Below are 24,210 nucleotides of genomic sequence, written 5' to 3'. Positions count from 1 at the left end.
GTGTATGTACTGTCATTGTATACACTACAGTTCAACAAGGGGCAGTTTGAGCTCGACGGTGGTGCCTTGATTGGGAGCAGAGCGTAGTGTAAGGCGACCGCCTGCATTTTCGACGCGTTCCAGCATGCCGCGCAAGCCATAGTGGCCAGCAGGACTCAAGCACGACAGGCTGCCATCTTCTCCATAGTGATAATAGGCTGCTGACAAGCCGATGCCGTCATCTTCAATCCTCATGATCAACTGCTTTTCTTGCTGGCAGATACTCAGTTTGACGTGTCTGGCCTGAGCATGCTTCTCGATATTGGCTAACGCTTCCTGGCTGACCTTCCACAGGGTCTCCTCCAGCAATTCTGGCAGGCAGGTTATATCAGTTTGCAGGCTATAGCTGACCTGCAGACCAGCACGCTGCTTCAATTCTCGAATCGAGCGCTCAAGTGCCTGGTGGATATGCTCACGCTCAAGTATCGGTGAACGCAGATCAGCAATACTGGCTCTCAGACCTGCCATACTCTCACGCGCAATCTCTTTGGTGGACTCTAATTCTTGCGCACAGCGTTCGGGATCACGTTCACGCAGGCGCTGCGCGGCCTCCAACTTGACGGCAATCAGTACGAGTGCATGGCCCAATGTATCGTGCATCTCACGAGCCAGGCGCGTACGCTCACGCAGGATCGCCAGTTCCTGTTCCTGCTCAACCGAGCGCTCCAAACGACTATGCGCCTCCTCCAGACGAGCATTGGCATTACTCAGGTCTTGCAGAATCCGGTTACGCTCAAAACGCTCCGAAACCAGGTTTTGAAAAAGTACGCTGAAGCCAGTAATACTAAAAAGCGTCATAGACTGAGTGACCATATTAAAGAGCGCCATTGAACTGAATGGCCAGCTCAACAACCCTTCAAAGGCAAAGATCGTGATCACGATCAAAAAGACCATCAAAAACAAGCGCCGCGAGCTAAAAAGGCCAAAGCTTAGCCCGAACACCAGATAAAAGTCCCAGACAAAACTTCGATCGATGCAGGTAAGCAGCAAGACAGCAAGGTACATTCCTATCCACATCGACAAAGCGTAATACAATGGAGGAGGCCAGCTATGGCGGTCCACCAGAGTTGGAATGGCATACAGCAAAAAGGTAATGGCCGTGAGCGCAATACAGGTCACGCCACGCCAATCGCGCATATATGCTGGCGTGGTTGACAGCACAACAAAGTTGGATATCGCCAGATAGAAAAAACCCAGTACCACAAAACCGATCATTACACGTTTAAAGGTTCGATGAAAATAAGCATCATCTTTCTCAATGTCGAGCTGTACCATGATATCGCCCTCTTTTGCCATATGTTCCCTGCGATAAGCGCGCATAAAGAATTACTAGAACAGCTTGCGCTCACGCGCCAGATTGGCGGCCTGGGTACGGTTTTCGATTTGCAGTTTGCTTAGAATATTCGAGACGTGATTTTTGACCGTTCCTTCGGCCAGCACCAGACGTTCAGCAATCTTACGATTACTGGCACCTTCGGCCAGTAATTTGAGGATCTCGATTTCACGTGGACTCAGGTCTTCTACTACTGCCTGGCTATGAGAGGGTTGCGCTTTAGCATTACGGCCCTGGCGACCAAATTCGATCAGTAGCTTATTGGCGATCTTAGGCTGGATAAATGGTTCGCCCGCATGCACCTGCCGGATCGTAGTCATCAATTCGCTGGCCGGTACATCTTTGAGCAGATAGCCCATGGCGCCGGCTTTAATGGCGTCAAACACATAATCCTCATAATCAAAGGTGGTCAAAATAATAATATGCGCCTGCTGATTCGCTTTGATCAGGGCCGCCGTGGCCTGCACGCCATTCATGTGCGGCATCTCAATATCCATCAAAATAATATCAGGCGCATTATGCTCATCACGCAAAGCTGCATAGCGCTTGACCGCCTCCGCGCCATCAGCGGCCTCGCCGATCACTTTTATGCCTGGTTCCAATTCCAGGATCGTGCGCAATCCGTGGCGCATCAGTGTCTGATCCTCACAAATCAGGATGCTAATATCGTCAGTCATTTTATCTTATCTTTCCGCTATGCTGCACGTTACTCCTCATCCATTATCAATGTGGGACATGTCCCTGTCAAACCAGATTGAAGCTGATCTGCCAGGAACATGTCATTCACGATTGCTTTTCAAGAAGATGTTTTATGCTACAGCGGCCTTTGGTTGAAAGCGGAAGAAACGTAAAGCGATAATAAAGCAGATCGTGCCATAAACCAGCAGGCCCAGGATATCGGGAAGGATGTCCGAGAAGCTTTTGCCAAGCATCATCGTTCCGTTGAGTCCTTCCATGGCCCAGGCAGTAATGCCGACCTTAGCCAGTTGCTGCATCCAGGTAGGCTCAACAAAGAGCGGCCACCAGGCTCCGCCAATGGCTGAAGTGATCAGCGTTACCAGGCTCACCACAGGATTAAGTTGACGCCGTGTCTTGATCAGCGCGACGAGCATGATGCCGAGTCCGGTGGCGGCAAAACTGGTGGCAATCAGGAGCAGAGATACGCTTAACCAGGAACCTACGTGCATTTTAAAGACAAAGTAGCCAAACAGGAAAATCACGGCCAGTTGGAGGAGGGTCAAGACGAACTGGGCAAGCATCTTGCCACCCAGCAGTGCATATTTCTGGATCGGTGCGATCAGCAAACGCCGGAAGGTGCCATCTTCTTGTTCCTGCAAGATCGTGGCGGCCACTGCATTCAAGCCGAACAGTGAAAAGAAGATCGCATAGCCAGGCACGACCTGATCAAAAGTACTGACAGTCGTGGCCTGTCCCACGGTCTGAGCCACTACGGCTTGATCACTGGTCTGACTGGCCCTGACTACTGCGGCACTAATTGCAGCATCATCGATGGTTTTTGGTGCACAGGCATTGCCAGGCTGACTACAGACAACGTGCACCTGCTGACTGGCCACAGTACCAATGCGTTGCGACTGCACAACATTGGTGACAATACTGCGTACAACGCTAATTAACGCATTAGAGGTATTGGGCAAGGTATAAAACTGAATCATGTTCGCGGCAGCATTCCCCGGTTGCCCACTATTCGCGACTGCCTGGCTGGCACCTTCAGGAATAACAATACCCACATCCGCCGCATTATTGACGGCGCCAACCCGTTCGGTCACTTGAGCCGTATCAGGATATTCATCGACGGTAATGACCAGTTCCTTCGTATGTATCTTGAGCGCGGAACGGATAGCATTGCCAATACCAGCATCGTGATTGCTCAAAGCTACTTTGATATTGAGCTGAGAGGAGCCATTGCCAGTGAAATTGCCCAGCGCAAAACCAACCACCGAGATCAGTATCAGCGGCACCGCGAGCATCAGTACAAAAGCACTTTTATCTTTAAAAACCTGTAAGAGGTCCTTTTTGGCAATATACCAGAGAGTTTTCATATTTCCTTACCTTTAATCGCGTAATGTTCTGCCGGTCAATTGGATAAACAATTCCTGTAAGCCATGCGGCGTTGCACTTCCTGCTGCTGATCACGTAAGGCCAGCAGTTGCTCGAGGGTACCGGCCGCGATGATCTTGCCCTGATCCATGATCGCGATGTGATTACAGAGCCGTTCGGCCTCTTCCATATAATGCGTGGTATAGAGGATCGTCGTGCCCTGATCGCGCAGTTGCTCGATGGTGGTAAAAATGTGCTCACGGGATTGTGGATCAACACCGACGGTTGGCTCATCCATCATCAAAAACTCAGGCTCATTCATCAGGCCGATCGCCATATTAATGCGGCGCTGCATACCACCAGAAAAGGTTTTGACTGGCTCATTGCGCCGATCATAGAGACCCACAAAATTCAATAATTTTTCTGCCCGCTGCTTACATTCTTGCGTGGATAAGCCATAAATTTTGCCAAAGAAATTCAGATTTTCCAGTGAATTTAAGTCTTTATAGAGAGCAATTTCCTGTGGCACCACCCCGATGATACGTTTCACCTGGCGCACATGCTCGGACAAGGAGAGCCCATTGACAGAGACATCGCCAGATGTAGGTTTTAGATAGCCACACATCATATTAATAGTTGTGCTTTTGCCAGCCCCATTCGGACCCAGCAGACCAAAGATTTCGCCTTTGCCAATCGTAAAAGAGACATCCTTGACAGCTTCATGTTTGCCAAATGTTTTCACCAGATGCTGCACATCAACCGCGACCGCACGACCATCATGCGCCTGATGGATTGGTCCGGTCCGCCCGGCACGGGATAAAGTGGTTTTTGCTGCTTCTTGCATAATAAATTATTCCTCGCACGCTAACTTGTTGTATATATTCAAGCACAAGCAAAGTATAGCGTGGGCAAGAGCTCAAGGAGAAGTACGGAAAGACACATCTGGCACTATGTCAAAAGTCATGGTCGGGTAATGTTCCAGGGCATAGAAAGCAGGTTTCCAGCGTACCGGCGACCAGCGCTGCCGGTACGCGCTCGGACGAGGACTGGTCGCAGCGACTAGAGCTAATACGTTTCGGTTAGCGAGACGTTGAGAGATGGTTCGACGTGACCAGCAAGCCATGTGTACGTGGAGAGGGCGCCACACGCGGAGGCCGCACTGCTGCGTTTGCGCAAGCCAGCGTGCAAGCACGACTTCGCAGTGCTGTGGCGCCTACAGGGATCCTGTTTCGTGATCCTCCCCGTACCTTCTCGGAGAGGATCACGAAACAGGATCCGTCTCGGTGTAGGCGCTACACAGATCGTGTGGATCCTCCCCGTACCTTCTCGGAGAGGATCACGAACCAGGATCCGGCTCGGTGTAGGCGCCACAGGCATGCGCTGCTCTTTGAGCCCTCGCTCCACCATCACGCCGCATGCTGGCCTTCTACGTTATACTTTTGGCATGAGTACTGAATGCTTCACTTGGACAGCAGAAAGGATGATGCGATAGAGTGAAGCAACGGGACTCCACCTGGAAAATACCCTGCCGGCCCGCGGCTCTTCTTCGCGAAGAGACTGCCAACGCGAGACCTGTATTTCCAGGTGCTTTCCAAGGTCGTAATCACACGAGAGCGTTGCGCTTCGAGCGCCAGTAGAAGGCTCGATCCGCCTTGGAGCGTTCCCTTTCATTTCAAAGGAGCATTGCTATGTGGTTTACTGGTATCGATTGGGCTGACACCCATCATGATGTGGTCGTCCTCGACCATGAAGGAGCGCTGTGCCTGCGCCTACGGATTGACCATACTGCCGCAGGAGTTGCCTCCTTGATTACGCGCTTACGCGCACTTACTGGCCCCGATCATCAAGATGAGATGATCTGTGTGCTGGAAACCAAGACCAATTTACTCGTGACCGCTTTGCTGAAGGCCAATTTTGTCCCGTATCCTATCAATCCTAAAACGGTTGATCGCTGGCGTCCCGTCTCCGGCGCCAAATCCGACCTGCTTGATGCCTACACCCTGGCCAAAATCGCCCGCAGTGATTGGCGTGATTTGAGGCCCCTGCATCTGCCAGAGCAGGGGTTGCAGGAACTGCAACTGTTGGTGCGTGATCAGCAGGGATTGATTGGAGCGCAGACGCGTCTGGCGAATCAACTCCGCGCGTGCTTGAAAGCGTACTACCCGGTGGTCCTCGACGCCTTTGACAAGGGGACCACGTTGCAGAAAAGTTTGCTCGCTTTCATCGTCGCCTATCCGACTCCTGAGCAGGCACGTCAGGCAAGCGTAGAGGAGCTGACCCAGATCTTCAAACAGGCACGCCATCCTCATCCCCTACCGTGTGCGCAACGGGTCTGGCCACTGCTTCAACAACCGCACCTGGAGGCGAGCGCGGCGGTGGTGCATGCCAAATCCCGACTGGCGCAAACGCTGGTCGCCCAACTGCACACCCTCATGGCGCAGATCCATGACTATGATCTGGCCATTGAGGAGCTCTATCAGCAGCAAGATGAATATGAGGTCTTCGCGAGCCTCCCCAATTCTGGCAAGCGATTGGGCCCGCGGTTGCTGGCGGAGTTGGCGGTCATTGACCCTCATGAAGCCACTGTCGCCGTCGCGCAACAACTCGCAGGCACCGCTCCAGTCACCAAACAAAGCGGCAACAGTCGCTATGTAGTGCAACGCCAAGCGTGTAGCAAAACGCTTCGCGCTACAGTGTATCTGTTGGCGGCAGAGAGTTGCAAGAACATCAGTTGGGCGCGAGCGTATCATGACCAGAAAAAGAAGCAAGGCAAAAAGAGTGCGACCATTTTTCGGGGGCTGGCCAATACATGGCTTCGGATTATCTGGGCGATGCGGCGCAAGAAAGAGACCTATCAGGAGGACACGTTTGTACAAGCCCAGGCTCGCCATGCGCCAGCGGCCGCCTGAGCGGTGCGTGCTGCCGTGATCTGCACGGCATGCCGTGCAGATCACGGCAGCACGCGACAGCGGAGCACCCAGAGATCCGCGATTGGAACCGATACAGCAACTCTTTGCTTCAATGGGAGAGCCTCTGGCGCCCGTGGAGTCAAGGGGGAAGAGCAGCGGGCTTGAGACCACGGCGAGTCAAAAGCGAAACGAGCCTCACCCATTGAACGACCGTACCCTGTCTCATCATCTGGGTGTGCTGGTTGCACACCCAGCATCAGGGCACTGGGTCAGTCTGTGCTCAAAAAGCCTTCGGGATATGAGCTGAAAAGGTCTTTTTTGGCCCCCCTTGACAGAGAGCGTCTCGCGTGTGGCGCCCTCTCCACGGACTATTTTTATGGCCACAAACGCGCTTCACCGAAACATATTGGCGACCAGCGCTGCCGGTACAACAGGTCTCCCCATCTCAACCAGAATGCGCTTAACCGAAAAGTATTAGCGACTAGCGCTGCCGGTACTGTACTTTTCATCCATCAAGGGGGGTGAGCAGGCCTTTTTCTTTGACGATTTCTAGCGAGAGGGCTTTACTGCCGACGATATCAAACAGGACGACGATCTTATCGTCTTCATAGCGCAGGACCATGCCTTTTCCCCAAAGTGCATGTGCGACGCGGCTGGTGAGTGGGAAAGGATACTTGTCCGTGGCCTGATCTGCTGTCTGCTGCTGGTGCCTGGCACAGACATCACAATGACCACATGAGCCGGAAAATGCTTCTCCGAAGTAGTTCAGCAGATAGGCGTGGCGGCAACTATCACTCTCGGCATACTCACGGATCATTTCAATGCGCGAGCGTTCAAAGCGCCTGCGCGCCTGATGCTTGCTCATCGTCTCTTCAACCATCGGCTTCAGGTCTTTCGCGTCCCTGGTGAGCATAATTGAGCCATCCGGTAACAGGTTAATGGCCCCGATCTCTTCCAGTTTCGTCACCATATGCATAAGCTTGGTCTGCGAGACGCCCAGTTCCTTTTGCAGTTCTTGTAGCTCGACAGGAGTGCGATGCGCTTGCAGTACATCGATAACGGCTACCATCTGATCAGTATTAATATAGCCACTACTCGATAAAAACTGGCGCATGCCAAAATCTTTAGCCATATACAGCAACAGGGCTTTAGCTGGCTCTCCATCACGGCCAGCATGGCTAAATTCTTGATAGTAGGCATCCACGGAATCGCTGATCTCATAGTGAAACACAAAACGCACGTCCAGTTTGTTGGTGTCCATGCCAAAAGCGGTGGTCGCAACGATGACATCAAAGGCATTATCCACAAAGGCCTGTTGCCGGGCCGCACGCTCGGGCACTTTGAGTCCAGCGTGGTAGAATTGAGCCTTGAAACCTTTATCCTGCAGGGCCCGTGTGACCTCCTCGGCACGTTTTCTGGTGGCAGTATAGACGATACCAGGCATCTGAGCCTGCTGGACGTGTTCGAGCAAGGCTTGCAATTTAGCGCTCTCCGTTTGAAAACGCTCGACGCCTAACCAGATATTGGAACGTCTGAAGCCTTTCACCACCACTTTGGTCTCCCTCAGTTGCAGGCGTTCAATAATTTCATTACGCACAGGCAGAGAGGCCGTAGCGGTTAGGGCCAGCACTCTTGGATGGTCCAGTGACTCAATAATCGCGCTCAGCGAAAGGTATTGCGGCCGGAAATCGTTGCCCACTCGCTGATACAGTGCGCTTCATCCACCACAAACAGGGAGGGCCTATTCTTCTTTAAATGTTCCAGGATCGTCTGGTCGTTGAATTGCTCGGGTGCCAGAAACAAAAATTCAAGCCGCCCCGCTTCAAATTCCTTAACGGTACTGGCGGTCTCTGCCGCAGGTTGCGCAGGATTGATCACTCCTGCCGATCCGGGCGCAGGTCCCTGGAGAGAGTTCAGTTGATCATACTGCAAGGCCACCAGTGGCGAGACCACCACCGTGGGTCCTGGTAGTAGACTACCGGCAGCCTGATAAATCAAGGATTTACCCGAGCCGGTGGGCATGATGGCCAGGGTATCGTGTCCCTCCCGCAGAGAAAGCAATGCTTCTTCTTGTCCTGGATGTGGCTGATCATATCCATATATATCATGTATAAAATAATTAATGTAATTTTGTGGCGTTTTTTGCTTCTTCACGAGAGATCCCTTTGATATATCGGCTCGCTTTCAGGCCCGACCTGATCTGCAACCGCTCTTAAAACACATCAGACCAGTAACATCTAAAACCTATTGCTATATGAAATACATGCATACTATCGTGCTTTTCCACAGCGTACGATTGCGTGCTTATAGCATGCTACCCACAGATACGTAATCTAAAGAATAGGGGTAACAAAATTCTCTGTATATGCCGAGAATTTTGTTACCCCTATAAAGGTTTCCTCTCTATCTTTACACTAAAAATGTATCTCTGCATCTGGCTTTACCTTGCATAGCCTCGGCTTCTTATGTTAGAATTCATTTACCAGCTGCATTTTATGTAGACTGATGCATTTTTATAGAAATTTCCACTATCACGCTATATAGTTGTTTTTTTATGCCAGGAAAAGGATGACAAGATGCAGGATGATGCTCAGCAGCCAGGAAAAAATACGGCAAATCTGCTTATGACTACATTTACAGAGGGGTTGCGTGATCTGCCGACGGACGCAGTGACCCGCGTGAAGAATTTCCTGCTTGAATATCTGGGGCATCCACAGCAACCTGTACCTTTTGGAGGGCGAAGCAGAGATTTTGCCAGCCTGGATGGCTGGCTTGAAGATACGCAGGCTGAACCCTATCTGCTGATCGCCGCTCCTGCTGGTCGCGGGAAATCGGCGCTGCTCTTACGCTGGTGCCAGCATCTTATCACCCACCAGTCATTGGCGATCGCTTATTTTCCGGTCAGTATTCGCTTTCGTACCAATTTAGCGGGTACAACATTTCCTGCACTGACCGCCCTGCTGGCCTCACTGCATGGAGAGCACATTCCAGATGATCCGAACGTATCCGAGGAGGTCTGGCGTGGCTTGCTGGCTGCTTATCTGGTGCGCCCACTCCCTGCCGGAAAACGTCTCTTGCTCGTACTGGATGGGGTGGATGAAGCGGCGGATTGGAGTGCGGATGCTCACCTCTTTCCACAGAATCCTCCGCCCGGATTACGGATCGTTATTTCTGCCCGCTCGCTGGCTAATGATCATGGCAACCAGACCTGGCTACAACGGCTGGGCTGGGAGAGGGAGGGATTCGCCCGCACGCTAGAACTCTCGCCGTTGGATCGCTCAGGTGTTGCTAATGTCCTTTTGCAGATGGGATTCCCCCTGGATCTCTTAAGTCAGCGCAATGAGATGATTTCTGAGCTCTATCGCTTAAGTGAAGGTGATCCTCTCCTGGTGCGGCTCTATGTCGATGAGCTGTGGAAGCGCGGCGAGCAGACCATCCAATTTACTACGACCGATTTGCGTTCGATCCAGCCAGGCCTGACAGGATACTTTGAGCTCTGGTGGAAAGATCAACGTCAACTCTGGGGAGCTGATGCGCCTCAGCGTGAAGAGGCCATACAGACCATGCTCGATCTGCTGGCCTGTGCGCTGGGTCCACTGAGTAAAAAAGATCTTATCAGTCTGACGGCAGGACAGGAAAATTTCAGCGCGGCAGAACTTGAGCTTCACCTGGCTCCACTGGCACGCTTTGTGACTGGCGATGGCATCCATCAGGGCTATGTTTTCAGCCATCCCCGGCTGGGAAACTATTTTTATGAGGAACGCCTGAATCCGACTGAACGCCAGGCCATCGAACAGCGTTTCCTGCGCTGGGGTGAGCAAACACTGCTGGCCCTGAATGCAGACCAGTTAGCGCCCCGGGCGGCATCGCCCTATATCATTCAATATTATGGGGTCCATCTGGTTCGCTCCCAGGCCACGACAGAGACGTTGCTGGCGCTGGTCAGCCACGGCTGGCAACAAGCATGGGAGACACTGGATCGGGCTCAAGCTGGCTTCCTGGCTGATGTTGAACGGGCCAGGAAAGCCGCTGAACAGGCAGATAAAGCCGCCATGGCCTGTTCTGAGGTACTTCCTTTTTTAGGCGCTGAGATACGCTGTCTGCTCTGTCAGGTCAGTGTCAATAGTAGGACCAATAGTATCTCGCCCAGGCTGATGTCCGAGGCGGTAAAAACAGGCATCTGGACGCCCGCCCAGGGACTGGCCTGTATCCGTCTGCTGCATGAGCTCGCGCCCAGAGCTGTAGAACTTGTCGGTCTGGCTGCCTTTGTCCAGGAACCTTTGCGCACTGATATTCTGCACGAAGCCTTAGATACCGCCATGGCGATTAAAGATGATTATCTGCGTTTTGATGCGCTCCTCGCCCTGGCCCATGGACTTCCAGAAGAACTGCTGGCCCACATCCTGGATAGCATTCAGGACTTCGAAGACGAAGCGGATCGCGGTGGTATGCTTGCTGAGATAGCACCATTCATCTCACCCTATCCAGGCTTACTTGAACGCTTCATGCTCATGGTCCAGGCGATAGAAGAGGAAGAGTATCAGTCCCTGGCCTTTACCGGCCTGGCGGCAACCCCTTTACCCACCGGCCAGCAGGCAAACCTGTTAGCAACTATACAGTCGTTACAGGAGGAACGCTATAGAATTCAGGCGCTACTGGCACTCGTCCCTCATCTGCCTGAAGAAGCATTACAGCAGGTCGCACAACAAACCGACTCCATTCAGGATGGCCTGTTGAGGATGCGCTTATTAGCTGAACTGGCTCTCTATCTGCCAGCACCAGAAGTCTTACAGGAAACACTTAAGCTGGAACGCGAGATTGAGGATCGCGACTATCGCGTTGAACTGCTGGTAAAACTGGCACCCTTATTGCAGGTTGATACATTACAGTATGCCCTCGATGAAATCAACTATCTCTGGGATGAGCGAGCACGGGCCAGCGCCCTGGCTGCGTTAACGCCATCTATGCCTGATGAACTATTACCGGACCTGCTGCAAGCTATCCTGAAACTCAAAAGTGAAGAAGAACGTACCAATATCCTGCTGCCATTGCTGCCCCGACTCTCACATGACTTGCTGGAAAAAGTGCTGGCCTGTGCCCATCTAACCTGGGATGAAGGGTGTCGCGCCACACTCTTAGCACAACTTGGAACGGCTATGCCTGAGTCTTTACTCCCACAGTTGCTGGAAGCTATCCTGACGATCAAAGATCCAGGCTATCGTGTGTGGGTGCTCGCCGAGCTAGAGGCACCGCTACAGGACAATCTGGCCACGTCTGCGTTCAATCTGCCAGCGACATTTCAAGCCATGTCAGGACGCGAAGAACGCCTGCAAACATTCCTGGCGATCGCTCCCCGTTTATCCAATACTGCACTGGCACGTTTGTTTGAGTTTATGCTCACGGAAATCTTCTATTTTGCCTGGCATAGCCGGAGTGAAGAGGAGCAGACGCATATCCTCACCAAACTGGGTGGACGCCTGCCTTCAGATCAGCTTCCGCGAGCCCTGGAGACGGTACAGAGCTTTGTGAATGAGGCCGATCAGGCTCAGGTCTTGCAGGTACTGGCACCACAACTCCATGGTCCCTTACTTTCTGCAGCACTGGCGATTGTCAGAAATATGCAGGAACCGGAAAAACGGGCGCAGGTGCTGGAAGCCCTGGTCGCAACGCTGCCCGCAGAACAAAAAAAGCGCTCGCATACAAGAAATGATCCAGGTGCTCCAGATCATCAAAGATGATGCCGCACGTGCTCAATTCATTCATTCTGGTGCCTCTTTTCTCCATACACAACTAGCACCGCAATTAGAACATACGATGCTACACGCAACCAGGTCCATGCTCGATGAGGAGAATCAAGCCCGTATCTTACAGACATTTGCCCCACATGGACAGGAGAAAACCTACCATGCGGTACTGACTATCGTAGAAAAGATGAAGAAAGAAGATGCCCGGGCTCGGACCTTAGAAACACTGGCACCCTATATACCAACAAAGCACCTGGCGTCCTTTTATAGCAGCGTGCATACATTGCAAAATCCCCAGTGGCGTACCCAGATTCTAGTCAGAAGGGCCGCTATCGCATCCGAGGCAGAGCTTGCGCAGTTGTTAGAGACGGCCCTGACGACGCAGGATGCAAAATGGAGAGGCAATCTCCTGGAAGCGTTGATACCCGGCGCACCTGAAACAGATTTGACACGCATCTTGGATGCTGTAATGTTGCCGCATACTATATTGCAGCAGTTACGCCTTTTACATCTTTTAGTACCACGGATGCCAGATGGATTTTTTCCGACACTCTGGACGGCAATTGTCACCAATACCGATGAAAGCCAGGCGCTGTGGATCTTGCGCACACTGGCACCCAATCTATCCCCCACCCTGTTTATGCATACCTGGGAGGCTACACTACAGATCAAGCCAGCAAAGACACGTACAGCCATGCTGGCCATCCTGGCTCCCCATACACCCACAAGCTATTTCAAACAGGTCTGGGATATGCTACCGTCTCTTTTTTCAACCTATAACTACTGGAAAGTATTAGAAAATCTGGCAGATCGCGTGCCCGTCACCGAACTCTATGCCTTTTTCACAAGCATAGAAACTGTCAGGCAGGAAAAATTACAAGTAGATATTTTAGTCAGGCTGCTGCCGCATGCGCTCGAAATCCTTCAGCCGCAACTCACAACGGCTTTCTTTGAGCAGATCTGGCAGCATCTCCTTAATCTGCATTCCGCCAATCTACGAGCACGTTTGCTGATCCCGCTGATCTCTCATCTTCCTCAGAGTTTGCTGGCTGGCGTCTGGGAGATCTATGATCAGATTGATGATCTGGATTTAAGACTGGCGGTGCTCAAGACGCTCATTCCTTCGATGACACAGGAACAACTGGCGGAGATACAGCGCGATGTATTGCGCGCTGGCTCGGCACTACAACGACTAGAAATTATTGAAGTGCTGGTGGACTATCTGAGCGCCGAGGCATGTGAATCATTGCTACAGGAACTGTTGTCAGCGCAATCAATTCAGACCTATCTACAAGACTTCTCGCAGTTTCCAGCGGGAAAGTACTGGCAGGTACGCATCATCACGATACTGGTTACGTATCTACCAGAGCAACCAAAACGTGTGTTTAGCACGGAACTCTTGAGCCTGCGCGCCATGCTGGGAACTGAAGAGGATCAGCTATGGGTGCTCACCCATCTGGCACCCAAATTACCTGAAGATCTCTATCAGCCGCTGCTACAGGCTCTATGGTCGCTACAAAGCAAACATCATCAGGATCAGGTGCTGACCGCGCTTCAATCAACACTTACTCCCACTGGCTGGTCGCAACTCCTTGATCTGGTGGTACAGCATATGCGTGAGACGGATGATCCATATGTGGTGGTACAGCTCTTCAAACAGGCACCGACATGGGTCGCGCAATCTACCACAGCCACACTTTATCCGATCCTGCTTGAGACGTTGCATCTCCTGGCACGCCAGACCCGCCGTGAGGCACTGACCGCACTGGCGGTTCTCATGTCCGCGATCAACCAGGCAGGAGGCGAGAAATCTGTCCTGGCTGCTGGCAGCGCCGCGTTAGAGGTGGGAATCTGGTGGCCGTAAGAGTAAAAAAGTATCAACTTCTCTGGCTAAACCGTGCCATAATTAGAACTAACTTATGATATGCGAGAATGACTCTTCTGGTTATCCTCATGTTACATTAAAGGATCTTTTTTTATATGCTCATCAGTAATTCAACTACTAAAGGTCGTATATTGACAATTGAACACCCGACGGAGAGTGTACCAGCAGTAATGGTTTTTTCTGGTAATGCTGGACAATTACTGCGGGGAGATATTCCGACGGTTAATATTCTGAAAGCTATGCGCCAGCGGGCCAGGCGCAATGATGTTGCCTTTACCATGCATTTTCAAGAGGCCGGCGCGGTCCCCAAGTCCAGTGTTGGGATGACCAGACTGCTTGAGGATGTTTTCGGTGATGAGATTACCATTTTTCGCTATGGGACTGAGGAGACAAATGGACAGGTGCGGGCCGGAATGGATCAATATCTCATTTCGTCCAAACATCTGTCAGTGCGGGCCCGCAGCGCGATCCATCTCCCCATGGTTGAGCGTAAGGTGATGCGCCGCAACCAGCGGGTCGCGGTCAATACCAGCTTTGATTTTACACTACCTGATCAGGAACATGGCTATCTGGTTACGACTGGCTTTCATTATGATCTGGGCTTAACCTCGGTCAGTAAACGCATCAGTCGTCTCCAGGCCAAAGAGACAAAACATGGCGTGGATAAGCTGATTCAACAAGATATTGGCTTGCCAGATGATCTGCCGCGGACGCTGATGTACAGCGACCAATCACTGGCTTAAAGGGCTGATCACCTTTAGTGGCGATGGCAATACCCGTGGCCTCGTGGGGACGCGCTGGCAGATGGATCGTGTGGAAGCTCTTAAAAGGGGCCTGGGACATGACGTGCAGGAGGCGACGGCTGAGATCAGCGTCACGGCCAATCTACCACATAGCATCCAGCAAGAGTTCTTAGAAAAAGAGACCTCGATGATGAAGCTGGCGGGCCATGTGGTGAACTCTGCTATCGATGTCATCGACGTCACCACGGGCAGCAAATGGGGCGAGCGCAAACTGGATCACCAGTTTTATCGCGATTTTGTGATGACCCCGGAAGGCAAGCTGGCTCCTTTAAACCGCTTCGATGTGATTGAAAATAATGTCTTCTATAACTTTGCCAATGCCGATCATTACTTTATCAGTACACTGTTTGGCTATCATCATAATGCGCTTGAAAAGCAAGCATAAACGCCGCTCACTCGCAGCAAATATAGAGGCCACTGGCTTGAAACCTATCATTTGTGTTATCCGTGCCTTGATAAGAATGGAATGGCGTTCTTGTAAAATGGACCAATCCCCTTAAATGATGGGAAGGCCGCGACTTCTGAGCAGGTAGGACAACTGGTACTCTTCCTCGTTTCCGATGCCAGCAGCCATATCACCGATACCGAAATGTGGATCGATGGAGCATCGTCATTAGTAACAGGTTAATACTCAAACTCAAGCGATCTGGAAATATATTCCGGATCGCGAGGAGACTATTTTCTACGATACAATTCTTGCGCCAGTGGCATAAACTGAAAGTGCGAAAAAATATCATACCTATGTATCGTAAGGAAAACTATATGTCTCAGAGCATCGATAATGATGATGTCGAAAAACTCTATGATCAGTTGATGGCTATTAATCGCGAAACCTTCGCTAAAGGTCTCTTTGAGGCCTCCTATCATGCGCTGGTTTCAGCATTTTATATAGCCAGTTCATTGCAAGCCGATAAACTATTGAGTCTGGTAGCGCAACGTGCTCAGGAGCAACTCTGGTGGTTTGATCCACTATGCGGAAGAGCACGCATTGTCCTCTGCCTCAGCGCTCAAGCACGAGCGCGACAATCCCTATACCCATCTGGCCGAGCAAGCGCAGACCCAACGCAAAAAAGCCGAATGGGACCGCAAATACCGCAAACCCCTGCCCCCTCGGATGATTCCCTGTAGATTCGACCATTGAGGTCGAACCTACTATCACATTTATCAAAAGTAATTTGAAGAGATACCTCCATCGATCGTCATCCAGCTACCAGTTGTCCAGGAGGATTCGTCTGAGGCGAGGTAGAGGGCAAAATAGATGATATCGTTGATCTGCCCGAAGCGGCCCAGCGGAATACGGCTCAGGCGACGATTGCGCTCTTCATCACTGGTCCAGAGGTGATCCAGCAAACCAGTATTAATAGGTCCCGGACAGATAGCGTTGCAACGAATACCCGCTGGACCATACTGGATCGCCAGCGATTTGGTTAGTGCCAGTAATCCCCCTTTGGCAACTCCATAGGCTTCCTGCGGGACGGTACAGCCGAGAAAAACGACCATTGATGAGATGTTGATGATTGAGCCACGCTGCTGCTCGATCATATGAGGAATTACATATTTACAGCAGAGGAAGGTACTTTTCAGGTTCACATCCATAATCTGATCCCAGGTTTCTTCGCTGGTATCAAGCACACTGGTATCGCTGGTTGGCATGATACCTGCATTGTTATACAAAATATCAATCGTCCCAAAGGCAGATATGCCCGCCTCTACCAGCTGCTGCACATCTTCAGCCCTGGCCACGTTGGCTGGTACAAATAACGCTTTTCCGCCGTTCGCGCAGATACTTGCAGCCACCTCAACCCCATCTTGCTCCGCAATATCCGTCAGGATAATACTGGCCCCTTCACGAGCGAATAGTTCGGCGGCCGCTCGTCCCATGCCACGAGCTGAACCAGTAATTAAAGCCACTTTGTTCTGTAAGCGCATCACAGTTCTCCTCTGCTAGCCAATCCCCAAAAAATGCCGTCTCTTTATCATTCGACAATAATTCACTACTCATCCATACTGACTCATTCTCTGCACGATGTTAAAAATTTCTGGCGAGCAGACAGGTTTTTCGCAAAAAGATAAAAAAAGACGCTATTATCATTTTCCCCTACACGCTATTATGAAACAGGAGTGACTTTTTTTTCCTGACAGATTCGTGTACAAATTGTGGGTGGTTCTGGTACTGCACACTGCGGAAAAATATGTCAGCACACAATTACTAAGACGAAATGCAAGGCAGCTGTTTTTTTACACACTTCCTACACTTAAGTGATAAGAAAAGAGAATTTTTTATGGTCAAAGATCTTACCCATCCGGACCAGCATGTCGAGGTAAACAATGTTCGTCAGGCCCATGCTCAGGAGCTAGATGCAATCGCACGCTATCGCCGCCTGGCCAATTATCTGGTGGTGGCGCAGATTTATTTGCGGGATAATGTTTTGCTGGAGGAGCCGCTCAAGCCGGAGCATATCAAGGATCGCCTGCTTGGACACTGGGGGACCAGTCCGGGCATTAATCTTGTTTATGCCCACCTCAATAGCTTGATTAAACGGCGCGATCTGGATATGTTCCTGGTTACAGGACCAGGACACGGTGCGCCCGCCAATCTGGCCAATCTCTATCTTGAGGGGACGCTCCAGCAGTACTACCCTGAACTGACCTTTGATAAACAGGGCTTACATACCTTTGTGCGCAAATTTTCCTGGCCCGGCGGTTTCCCGAGCCATCTCTATCCAGGTGTCCCCGGCACTATTCACGAGGGCGGCGAACTGGGTTATGCGTTGGCCACCTCATTTGGCGCAGCCATGGATAATCCAGATCTGATCGTCGCATGTATTGTTGGCGACGGAGAAGCTGAGACAGGCCCTACAGCCACGGCCTGGCATTCTTACAAATTCATCAATCCAGCCGAGTCTGGCGCGGTATTACCGATCCTGCATCTCAATGGCTATAAGATTTCAAATCCAACTATCTATGGCACAATGTCCGATGAAGAGTTGCTGTCCCTGTTTACTGGCTATGGCTATCAAATACAGTTCGTCGAGGGTAACGCGGATGCCGATCTGGATGCTCAGTTGTATGGCGCATTAGATTGGGCCTATCAGGAGATTAGAAATATCCAGCAGGCGGCGCGCTCGGGCCAGCCAATTGAGAAGCCACAGTGGCCCCTGATCATTCTGCGCACCCCGAAAGGTATGACGGCACCCGCAGAGATGGATGGAGAGCCAATTGTCGGCTCGTACCGCTCCCATCAGGTTCCCATTGCAGATCCACAGACCAATCCTGAACACCTGAAACTGCTTGAGCAATGGCTGCGCTCCTATCGGGTTGAAGAATTGATTAATGAGCAAGGCCGACCGCAGCAGGAGATCCTCGACCTCTGTCCTACCGGCGATCGGCGCATGGGTAGCAATCCCCATACCTATGGTGGAAAAATCTCAAAGGATCTAGACCTGCCATCCATCCAGGATATGGCGGTGAAAGAGGATCGTGGCATGCCCGCGCGCCGTGGCGGCAACAATGTCAGCGCCATGGAGCAGGTTGCCCTGTACTTACGCGAGGTTATTCGCCGCAATCCGCAGCAATTCCGCATCTTTAGTCCCGATGAACTGCAATCCAATAAACTGGGTGCGGTCCTGGATGTCAAGCCACGTGAGTATGAGTGGCCCGTCCCACCACACAATGAGAAGGTCGGCGCGAAGGGTGGACAGGTTATTGAGGTCCTGAGTGAGCATGACTGTGAGGCCTGGTTGCAAGGCTATATCCTGACCGGTCGCCATGGACTCTTTCCATCTTATGAGGCCTTCTTAAATATCGTCGTCTCGATGACGGATCAGTTCGCCAAATTTCTAAAGCTGTCCAAAGAGTTCTCCTGGCGTCTGCCCGTACCTTCCCTCAATTACCTGGAGACATCGACCTTATGGCGGCAGGAACATAATGGATTTTCACATCAAAATCCTGGCTTCATTAATGCCATTCTGAACAAGAAAGCCTCTGTGGCACGTGTCTATCTGCCACCGGATGCGAACTGTCTGGTCTCGACGATGGATCATTGTATGCAGAGTCAGGACAAGGTCAATCTGATTATTGCCAATAAGCAGCGCATGCCACAATGGCTGTCGATGGATGAAGCTATCGCCCATTGTCGCGCTGGTGGCTCCATCTGGCCATGGGCAAGCACCGACAATGGGGTTGATCCAGATGTGGTCCTGGCAGGTATCGGCGACAACACCACGCTGGAGGTTCTGGCCGCCACGCAAATTCTACGCGATGAGTTGCCCGAACTACGCGTCCGCGTGGTAAATGTAACCGATCTATTCATCTTGCAGAATAGCACCGACCATCCACATGGCCTGGATCAACAGATGTTCGAGGCGCTCTTCACTCAAGATCGTCCGGTCATTATCAATTTCCATGGCTATCCATCAGCGGTGGAACAGTTGCTGTTTGGACGCCATAATCTTGACCGCATCATCATCAATGGCTATCGCGAAGAAGGCACCACGACCACCCCATTCGATATGAATGTGCGTAATGGTACCAGCCGTTATCAGATCGTCATGCAAGCTATCCGGCAGGCGGCGGCTAATAATCCAAAGGTTGCCGCAGTAGCCAATGCCCGCATCAGCCAGTATGAAAATCGGCTCGCCGAACACCATAAATATATTGAAGAGCACGGGTCAGACCCCAAAGAAATTGTGGAGTGGCAGTGGCAGTCCTAAAAAACCGACGCCACAATCACACACCATAACCCACCCTGATGTATGCCCTCAAAAGGATTTCTGGATCCTTTTGAGGGTCTTTTTTTCTGAATTTTTGTCCATTTTTGTGATTTCCAGAAAATTGCTCAAAAAAGACGACAGAAAAAGCCATTGCGTGCTGAAAAACAGCGCACGTTCCAAAGCATATCGATAAAGATAATTATTAATAGATGAATACTGTATTCATACATAGTATGACATAATATTTACTCTGTGCACATCTATGAATATTTTTATATTTTTCTGCATCATTTTTAGTGTACGCTTGTTTTGGCACTTTTTATAATACATTCAGGTATCGAAATTCGCGACACACTCTTACCTTGAAGAGCGATAGTGGATCCGGTCCCAGAGTCAGGTGAATGAGCTTTTATAACAGTCATTCTACAGCTACTGGCCGGTTGAGATACTACAAATAACACTGTCTTTTTTTACAAAAGAAAGGTACACAAAAGCATGAATATTGAAATCCTCAGCACCGAAGAGCGTGCACAGTTGACCCAGAATACCATCGGTTCAGTTGAACTTTCTGATGCTGCCCTGACCACTGTTACTGGCGCATTTGGTCGCCATGGTCACCGTGAATTTGGTTGTGATCCATGGCGCGGTGGCCGGATCTCCGGTGGCGGCTCATGGTATGGTGGTCGCTTTGATCGTTACGAAGGTGGCTATGGCTGCGGTTATGAAGGCGGATACGGCATCGGCTTCGGCATCGGTTTCGACGGTGGCTGCGGCGGCTGCGGTAGCTGCGGCGGTTGCTAATTACCCGCTCGAACTAACAACCAAACGAATACAACTATGATAAGAGGAGGGCAACGGTGTTGTCCTCCTCTTATTGCCTATTTCCACCTGTACCGACCGCGCTTGACGCTGCGACTGGTTGGCGTACACATAAGCATCGCCACGGAGTTAAAAGTTTATTCATTTTTGGGCAATTTTTTGAAACTGGCAAAAATTGCCCAAAATTCGTTTATTGAGCTCAATTCTGGCTCTTTTCAGGAGCACACTTCACACACTGACAGAAAACATGAAATTTCTTTTCATGCAAAGGTGTAAAAATGGCTTTTTTTTGCCACTTTCTGAATTTTTTGCCATGTTTCGACAGACTTTTTACCGCCTGTTTGTTTTGGGCATTTTTATAATAGATTTAGGTATCGAAATAAAGCGAAGCAACGAATGCGGTACATTGAAAAATGTAGGTTGTAAATTGAAGTGAATTTCTATGCTTTTCATTTAGAGATTTACACACATGCATTCTCTGTGTTAAGAGCAAAATATACGATGCCCGGATGTATAAAAATTTATAGCTGTGTAAACACACAGAAAGGCTCAAACGAATGAATATCGATATCACAAAAACCTGGAAAGATGCACAGTATCGCGAGTCCCTGACCAGTGAGGAGTATGCACAGGTTCCTCAGAATCCCATTGGCGCACTTGAATTAGCCGATGCCGATCTCTCAAATGTGACCGGTGCCTGTGGCTCACACGTCCAGACCCAGCACCAGCAGAATGGCGGTCATCAATTCGGTGGCTATCAGTTTGGCTGGCACCATCATCGCCAGCATCGCCAGCACCATTTCGGTGGTCATCATTCCGGTGGTAGCAACCAGTTTTGTGGTGGTAATCAGTTTGGCGGCAACTGGTTCGGTGGCCAGGGTGGCTGCAACGACTAATCGCCTGCATACCATTAATAGAGCACCCAACGGGATCCATTCACGATTGAATGGATCCCGTTTTCATCTGCGTTCAGGCATACTTCTATTAGCTATATAGTGGAACATGCTCAGGATTTTGATAAGGGTCTGACTTCCTGGTTCCTGGCCAGCAGATTGTGCCTGATACAGATAAAACCATTACCATTCGTCCTAAAAATGGCGTCTACATGACCATAAAAAGAAGAGGATAAGCTCTTTGCCTATCCTCTTCTTTTGCAGGTTGATTGTCAGCAGGTATTATGCTCGCTCGGTAAAGAGATCCTGTTCGAGTTCGCCAGCATGGGAATTGATGGCGCTGCGGGCCAGCACAAAGTGCTCATAGCCCAGGAACTGATCACGCTGTTCTACTGGCGTGGTGAAGACAAAGTTGTCGGGTGCGATCTGTGTCTTATGGGCGGTCAGCGCCTGAATTTTATTATCAATATATTTCCGTACATCGATGCGAACACTGATTTGCTCATCAGGCGTGCCCATAATGTCAGTGTTCATCTCTGGATTATTCCACGGTCCGGGCTCGCCTGACTCCTGCGCAGCCTTGACGGCCTGCACAAAAAATGAGCGCGGCATAGCGGTATAGTAGAGTCGGGATGGCTGCCAGGCGGGTAAATTCAATTCTGGATAGCAGCGGGGCTCGCCGGCGGCATCAAAGGCGGCATTGGTGATGCGGTTGGCCTGGATGTGGTCGGGATGACCATAGCTGCCAAAGGCATCATAGGTGACAAGGACCTGCGGCTTGAACTCACGTATCAAAGCCACCAGACGCTTGACCGCCTCAGCAAAATTAGCCTGATGGAAGCTATCAGGATGCTGATTAGATTCCCGACCGGCCATGCCGGAATCGCGATAACCGAGCAGACGTGATTCCTGTATATGCAGAGCCTCAACCGACTTCTTCAGTTCCTGCTGCCGCACCTCGGCCAGCCGTGGAAACATCGCCTCTTTAGCCTGCTCATCTAAAGCAGGATCAACGATCTCCCCTTCTTCTCCCATTGTAGCGGTCACCAACACGGTACGCACGCCCTGCTCGCTATAGCGGGCAAAGGTACCGCCGGTACCAAAAACCTCATCATCTGGATGGGCATGAACAGCCATAAACGTCAACGGCGTATTCTGATCCTGGGACATAATTTTCTTTTACTCCATTTTAAAACTGATCTAAACTATGCCCCCATTATATCATCATCGCTTCCCGTTCCCGTAGCGGCTGCGCTCGCCGCTGCGACCCGTTCGCGTACGAGTAATGACCTCTTCGTACCGGCGGCGCTTGCCGCCAATACGTTTCGCTTAAGCCCAGGGACGGTTTGATCCTTAGAGGAGATGAACGAAAGTAGGTTCGACCCTTTGGGTCGATTGGTTCCCTGCATACTATCCTTGCTTGACCATGAGCAAGCTATGCCATGTGAGGCAATACGTTCGTGTGGGGGAGGCAATCGACCCAAAGGGTCGAACCTACCATTTGTATCTCTCTTGATCATTTTTGCATGCGTTGCTTCATGATCATTCCACCATTGTAGCTATTCCATCCATAACCGAAATGTATTGGCGCTTGCCGCTGCCACCTCTCCAGGTATGAACACCCCGCTGCGACCTGAGCCGTTATTTTTTGGGGTTCGTCTCGTTTCTTGTATAGAATGAAGAGGAAAGGATTCTATTGAACGTATGATAACAAAGCATTTAGCTCGTTCTCGTCGACTACTGTTGACCACGTCCCTGTTAACACTAGCAATCTTGCTAATAACGCCCGCTTCGGCCCTGGCCTGTGGAGGATTTTTTAGCAGCGCGACCAGCGGAAAAGTCAGCCAGGATACCGAGCGCTTGCTGATTACAATAAATCACAATAGCACAACCCTGTATGAACAGATCCGCTATCAAGGCAATGCGCGTGATTTTGCCTGGGTACTCCCTGTACCAGCGGTACCAAAGGTTGAAACGGCTGCCCAGGAAATCTTCAATCAGCTCGAATACTATACGGCTCCTCGTTTCTTTATACCTGCACCCCAAAATTGTAATCATGCTGATATCACCCATATGTTATTCGGGAATAATTACGCAACAGGTGGAGCGCCCACATCCAGCAATCCTGGTGTCAATGTCTATGCAGGCGGTGAGACCGGTCCCTTTGCCTATGAGATTATCAAGTCTGGAGATGCCCAGGCTCTGACAAGCTGGCTGCAAAACCATAAATATACCGTACCAGCGAACACCACAAATCTGATCCAACCATATGTACGGAGCAATATGTTTTTTCTGGCCATGCGCTTACGTCCAGGCACAAATGTCAGTAATGTTGCGCCGGTCAAAATTACGTTTCCAATGGTCATGCAGCAGGTCACCGTTCCCATTCGTCTGGCGGCTACTGATATTCAGCACAAGATGAAAATGGAAGTCTCAATCCTGGCACAGCAACGCTATACGCTCAAAAACTATACCGAGGTCACAGTGCCAGCGGATAAGGTCAGCGCTAATCCAAGTCCACAAGAGAGCTATGCACAACTTATGGATACGGCCATTCAAAAGGTAGGTGGCTATGCCTATGTCACTCAGTATGCGCAAGCGCAAAACATGTCTGGCTTACTCCGATCTCTAAAAGAGTCTCCGGATACCACCTACAATCTGACACGCTTCTACACCAGTTACACACCCGAGCATATGCAGAAAGATCCTGTCTTCGTGCCTCAAGCCAATCTGCCAGCGAAACAAACATATATTCGTGTTAATGATACATCACCAGGACCGGACTGCACCACGACCTATATAAAGAGCGCTGTCTTGCTAGCAGTCTTTCCCATTGGTCCAATAATAATATTGACCGCCATCGGTATCTGGTATTGGAGAAAGCATAAAGCCCGCACACAAAAAAACGCGAATAAATAAAAAAAGGTAAAGCCGGCTGGATCTGCCCTTACACTGGGTGGGGTTGCTGTTGTATACTTGTTATTGCGAAACATTTGCAATAAGGAATTTTTCACA

At 50.7% G+C, this 24,210-nt stretch carries 19 protein-coding genes; 10 read left to right on the top strand and 9 right to left on the bottom strand.

Annotation, left to right across the window (positions count from 1 at the left end; genetic code table 11):
- Positions 1 to 24 precede the first annotated feature (24 nt).
- From KDW_RS23350 to KDW_RS34240, 5 genes are all read right to left on the bottom strand, one after another.
- A complete protein-coding gene (locus KDW_RS23350) occupies positions 25 to 1,314 on the bottom strand; it encodes a sensor histidine kinase (RefSeq protein ID WP_162005543.1) in 1,290 nt (429 codons plus the stop codon).
- Between the two features lie 54 nt (positions 1,315 to 1,368).
- The gene (locus tag KDW_RS23345; protein WP_151758322.1) at positions 1,369 to 2,049 is read right to left on the bottom strand and encodes a response regulator; all 681 of its coding nucleotides are present in this window, start codon (positions 2,047 to 2,049) and stop codon (positions 1,369 to 1,371) included.
- Positions 2,050 to 2,181: 132 nt separating this feature from the next.
- Positions 2,182 to 3,432, bottom strand: coding sequence for an ABC transporter permease (locus KDW_RS23340; RefSeq protein WP_151758321.1), 1,251 nt, complete (start codon positions 3,430 to 3,432; stop codon positions 2,182 to 2,184).
- A gap of 35 nt (positions 3,433 to 3,467) precedes the next feature.
- Complete coding sequence (locus KDW_RS23335) at positions 3,468 to 4,274, bottom strand: ABC transporter ATP-binding protein (protein WP_233097859.1); 807 nt, start codon at positions 4,272 to 4,274, stop codon at positions 3,468 to 3,470.
- A 221-nt stretch (positions 4,275 to 4,495) separates the two neighbouring features.
- Positions 4,496 to 4,807: a hypothetical protein gene (locus KDW_RS34240; RefSeq protein WP_151758320.1), complete on the bottom strand. Its 312-nt coding sequence runs from the start codon at positions 4,805 to 4,807 to the stop codon at positions 4,496 to 4,498.
- A 311-nt stretch (positions 4,808 to 5,118) separates the two neighbouring features.
- Here KDW_RS34240 and KDW_RS23325 point away from each other — a divergent pair, with 311 nt between their 5' ends.
- Entirely contained in the window at positions 5,119 to 6,339 is a 1,221-nt protein-coding gene (locus KDW_RS23325) for an IS110 family RNA-guided transposase (RefSeq protein WP_151758276.1), read from the top strand.
- Positions 6,340 to 6,844: 505 nt separating this feature from the next.
- Here the strand turns inward: KDW_RS23325 and KDW_RS23320 are convergent.
- Together KDW_RS23320 and KDW_RS33140 are read right to left on the bottom strand one after the other, a co-directional pair.
- Positions 6,845 to 8,038, bottom strand: coding sequence for a RecQ family zinc-binding domain-containing protein (locus KDW_RS23320; RefSeq protein WP_198925473.1), 1,194 nt, complete (start codon positions 8,036 to 8,038; stop codon positions 6,845 to 6,847).
- Positions 8,002 to 8,493: a DEAD/DEAH box helicase gene (locus KDW_RS33140; protein WP_198925471.1), complete on the bottom strand. Its 492-nt coding sequence runs from the start codon at positions 8,491 to 8,493 to the stop codon at positions 8,002 to 8,004. The genes KDW_RS23320 and KDW_RS33140 overlap by 37 nt, the downstream gene beginning before the upstream one ends.
- Before the next feature lie 422 nt (positions 8,494 to 8,915).
- Here KDW_RS33140 and KDW_RS23315 point away from each other — a divergent pair, with 422 nt between their 5' ends.
- The 5 genes from KDW_RS23315 (at position 8,916) to KDW_RS23290 (ending at position 15,899) form a co-directional block, all read left to right on the top strand.
- A complete protein-coding gene (locus tag KDW_RS23315; RefSeq protein ID WP_151758319.1) occupies positions 8,916 to 12,077 on the top strand; it encodes an NACHT domain-containing protein in 3,162 nt (1,053 codons plus the stop codon).
- Positions 12,055 to 13,947: a hypothetical protein gene (locus tag KDW_RS23310; protein WP_162005541.1), complete on the top strand. Its 1,893-nt coding sequence runs from the start codon at positions 12,055 to 12,057 to the stop codon at positions 13,945 to 13,947. The genes KDW_RS23315 and KDW_RS23310 overlap by 23 nt, the downstream gene beginning before the upstream one ends.
- Before the next feature lie 116 nt (positions 13,948 to 14,063).
- A complete protein-coding gene (locus KDW_RS23305; protein WP_151758317.1) occupies positions 14,064 to 14,711 on the top strand; it encodes a hypothetical protein in 648 nt (215 codons plus the stop codon).
- Between the two features lie 61 nt (positions 14,712 to 14,772).
- Positions 14,773 to 15,156, top strand: a complete 384-nt coding sequence (locus KDW_RS23300; protein ID WP_162005540.1) for a hypothetical protein — start codon at positions 14,773 to 14,775, stop codon at positions 15,154 to 15,156.
- Positions 15,157 to 15,533: 377 nt separating this feature from the next.
- Positions 15,534 to 15,899 carry a hypothetical protein gene (locus KDW_RS23290; RefSeq protein ID WP_151758315.1) on the top strand — a complete coding sequence of 122 codons (366 nt, stop codon included), beginning with the start codon at positions 15,534 to 15,536 and terminating at the stop codon, positions 15,897 to 15,899.
- Between the two features lie 36 nt (positions 15,900 to 15,935).
- On the opposite strand, the gene KDW_RS23285 is transcribed toward KDW_RS23290, so the two are convergent.
- Entirely contained in the window at positions 15,936 to 16,700 is a 765-nt protein-coding gene (locus KDW_RS23285; protein WP_151758314.1) for an SDR family NAD(P)-dependent oxidoreductase, read from the bottom strand.
- 353 nt (positions 16,701 to 17,053) lie between these two features.
- Here KDW_RS23285 and KDW_RS23280 point away from each other — a divergent pair, with 353 nt between their 5' ends.
- The 3 genes from KDW_RS23280 (at position 17,054) to KDW_RS23270 (ending at position 21,198) form a co-directional block, all read left to right on the top strand.
- Entirely contained in the window at positions 17,054 to 19,483 is a 2,430-nt protein-coding gene (locus KDW_RS23280; protein ID WP_151758313.1) for a phosphoketolase family protein, read from the top strand.
- A gap of 495 nt (positions 19,484 to 19,978) precedes the next feature.
- Entirely contained in the window at positions 19,979 to 20,284 is a 306-nt protein-coding gene (locus KDW_RS23275; protein WP_151758312.1) for a hypothetical protein, read from the top strand.
- A 575-nt stretch (positions 20,285 to 20,859) separates the two neighbouring features.
- Positions 20,860 to 21,198: a mersacidin/lichenicidin family type 2 lantibiotic gene (locus tag KDW_RS23270; RefSeq protein ID WP_151758311.1), complete on the top strand. Its 339-nt coding sequence runs from the start codon at positions 20,860 to 20,862 to the stop codon at positions 21,196 to 21,198.
- Positions 21,199 to 21,477: 279 nt separating this feature from the next.
- Here KDW_RS23270 and mshB read toward each other — a convergent pair whose 3' ends face one another.
- Entirely contained in the window at positions 21,478 to 22,365 is an 888-nt protein-coding gene (mshB, locus tag KDW_RS23265) for an N-acetyl-1-D-myo-inositol-2-amino-2-deoxy-alpha-D-glucopyranoside deacetylase (RefSeq protein WP_151758310.1), read from the bottom strand.
- Between the two features lie 534 nt (positions 22,366 to 22,899).
- On the opposite strand from mshB, the gene KDW_RS23260 reads away from it, so the two are divergent.
- Positions 22,900 to 24,114: a DUF2330 domain-containing protein gene (locus KDW_RS23260; protein WP_151758309.1), complete on the top strand. Its 1,215-nt coding sequence runs from the start codon at positions 22,900 to 22,902 to the stop codon at positions 24,112 to 24,114.
- Positions 24,115 to 24,210: the final 96 nt, after the last annotated feature.

It is taken from the genome of Dictyobacter vulcani (assembly GCF_008974265.1).
GTDB classification, from domain to species: domain Bacteria; phylum Chloroflexota; class Ktedonobacteria; order Ktedonobacterales; family Ktedonobacteraceae; genus Dictyobacter; species Dictyobacter vulcani.
This window is presented reverse-complemented; position numbering and strand designations above follow the sequence as displayed.

Excerpts from the sequence above, each read along its gene's own strand:
- mshB (WP_151758310.1), bottom strand. The coding sequence starts at position 22,365 with ATGTCCCAGGATCAGAATACGCCGTTGACGTTTATGGCTGTTCATGCC.
- KDW_RS23300 (WP_162005540.1), top strand. The coding sequence starts at position 14,773 with ATGGATCGTGTGGAAGCTCTTAAAAGGGGCCTGGGACATGACGTGCAG.
- KDW_RS23315 (WP_151758319.1), top strand. The coding sequence starts at position 8,916 with ATGCAGGATGATGCTCAGCAGCCAGGAAAAAATACGGCAAATCTGCTT.
- KDW_RS23325 (WP_151758276.1), top strand. The coding sequence starts at position 5,119 with ATGTGGTTTACTGGTATCGATTGGGCTGACACCCATCATGATGTGGTC.
- KDW_RS23345 (WP_151758322.1), bottom strand. The coding sequence starts at position 2,049 with ATGACTGACGATATTAGCATCCTGATTTGTGAGGATCAGACACTGATG.
- KDW_RS23290 (WP_151758315.1), top strand. The coding sequence starts at position 15,534 with ATGTCTCAGAGCATCGATAATGATGATGTCGAAAAACTCTATGATCAG.
- KDW_RS23280 (WP_151758313.1), top strand. The coding sequence starts at position 17,054 with ATGGTCAAAGATCTTACCCATCCGGACCAGCATGTCGAGGTAAACAAT.
- KDW_RS23285 (WP_151758314.1), bottom strand. The coding sequence starts at position 16,700 with ATGCGCTTACAGAACAAAGTGGCTTTAATTACTGGTTCAGCTCGTGGC.
- KDW_RS23350 (WP_162005543.1), bottom strand. The coding sequence starts at position 1,314 with ATGGTACAGCTCGACATTGAGAAAGATGATGCTTATTTTCATCGAACC.
- KDW_RS23335 (WP_233097859.1), bottom strand. The coding sequence starts at position 4,274 with ATGCAAGAAGCAGCAAAAACCACTTTATCCCGTGCCGGGCGGACCGGA.
- KDW_RS34240 (WP_151758320.1), bottom strand. The coding sequence starts at position 4,807 with ATGCCTGTGGCGCCTACACCGAGCCGGATCCTGGTTCGTGATCCTCTC.
- KDW_RS23305 (WP_151758317.1), top strand. The coding sequence starts at position 14,064 with ATGCTCATCAGTAATTCAACTACTAAAGGTCGTATATTGACAATTGAA.
- KDW_RS23270 (WP_151758311.1), top strand. The coding sequence starts at position 20,860 with ATGAATATCGATATCACAAAAACCTGGAAAGATGCACAGTATCGCGAG.
- KDW_RS23275 (WP_151758312.1), top strand. The coding sequence starts at position 19,979 with ATGAATATTGAAATCCTCAGCACCGAAGAGCGTGCACAGTTGACCCAG.
- KDW_RS23260 (WP_151758309.1), top strand. The coding sequence starts at position 22,900 with ATGATAACAAAGCATTTAGCTCGTTCTCGTCGACTACTGTTGACCACG.
- KDW_RS23340 (WP_151758321.1), bottom strand. The coding sequence starts at position 3,432 with ATGAAAACTCTCTGGTATATTGCCAAAAAGGACCTCTTACAGGTTTTT.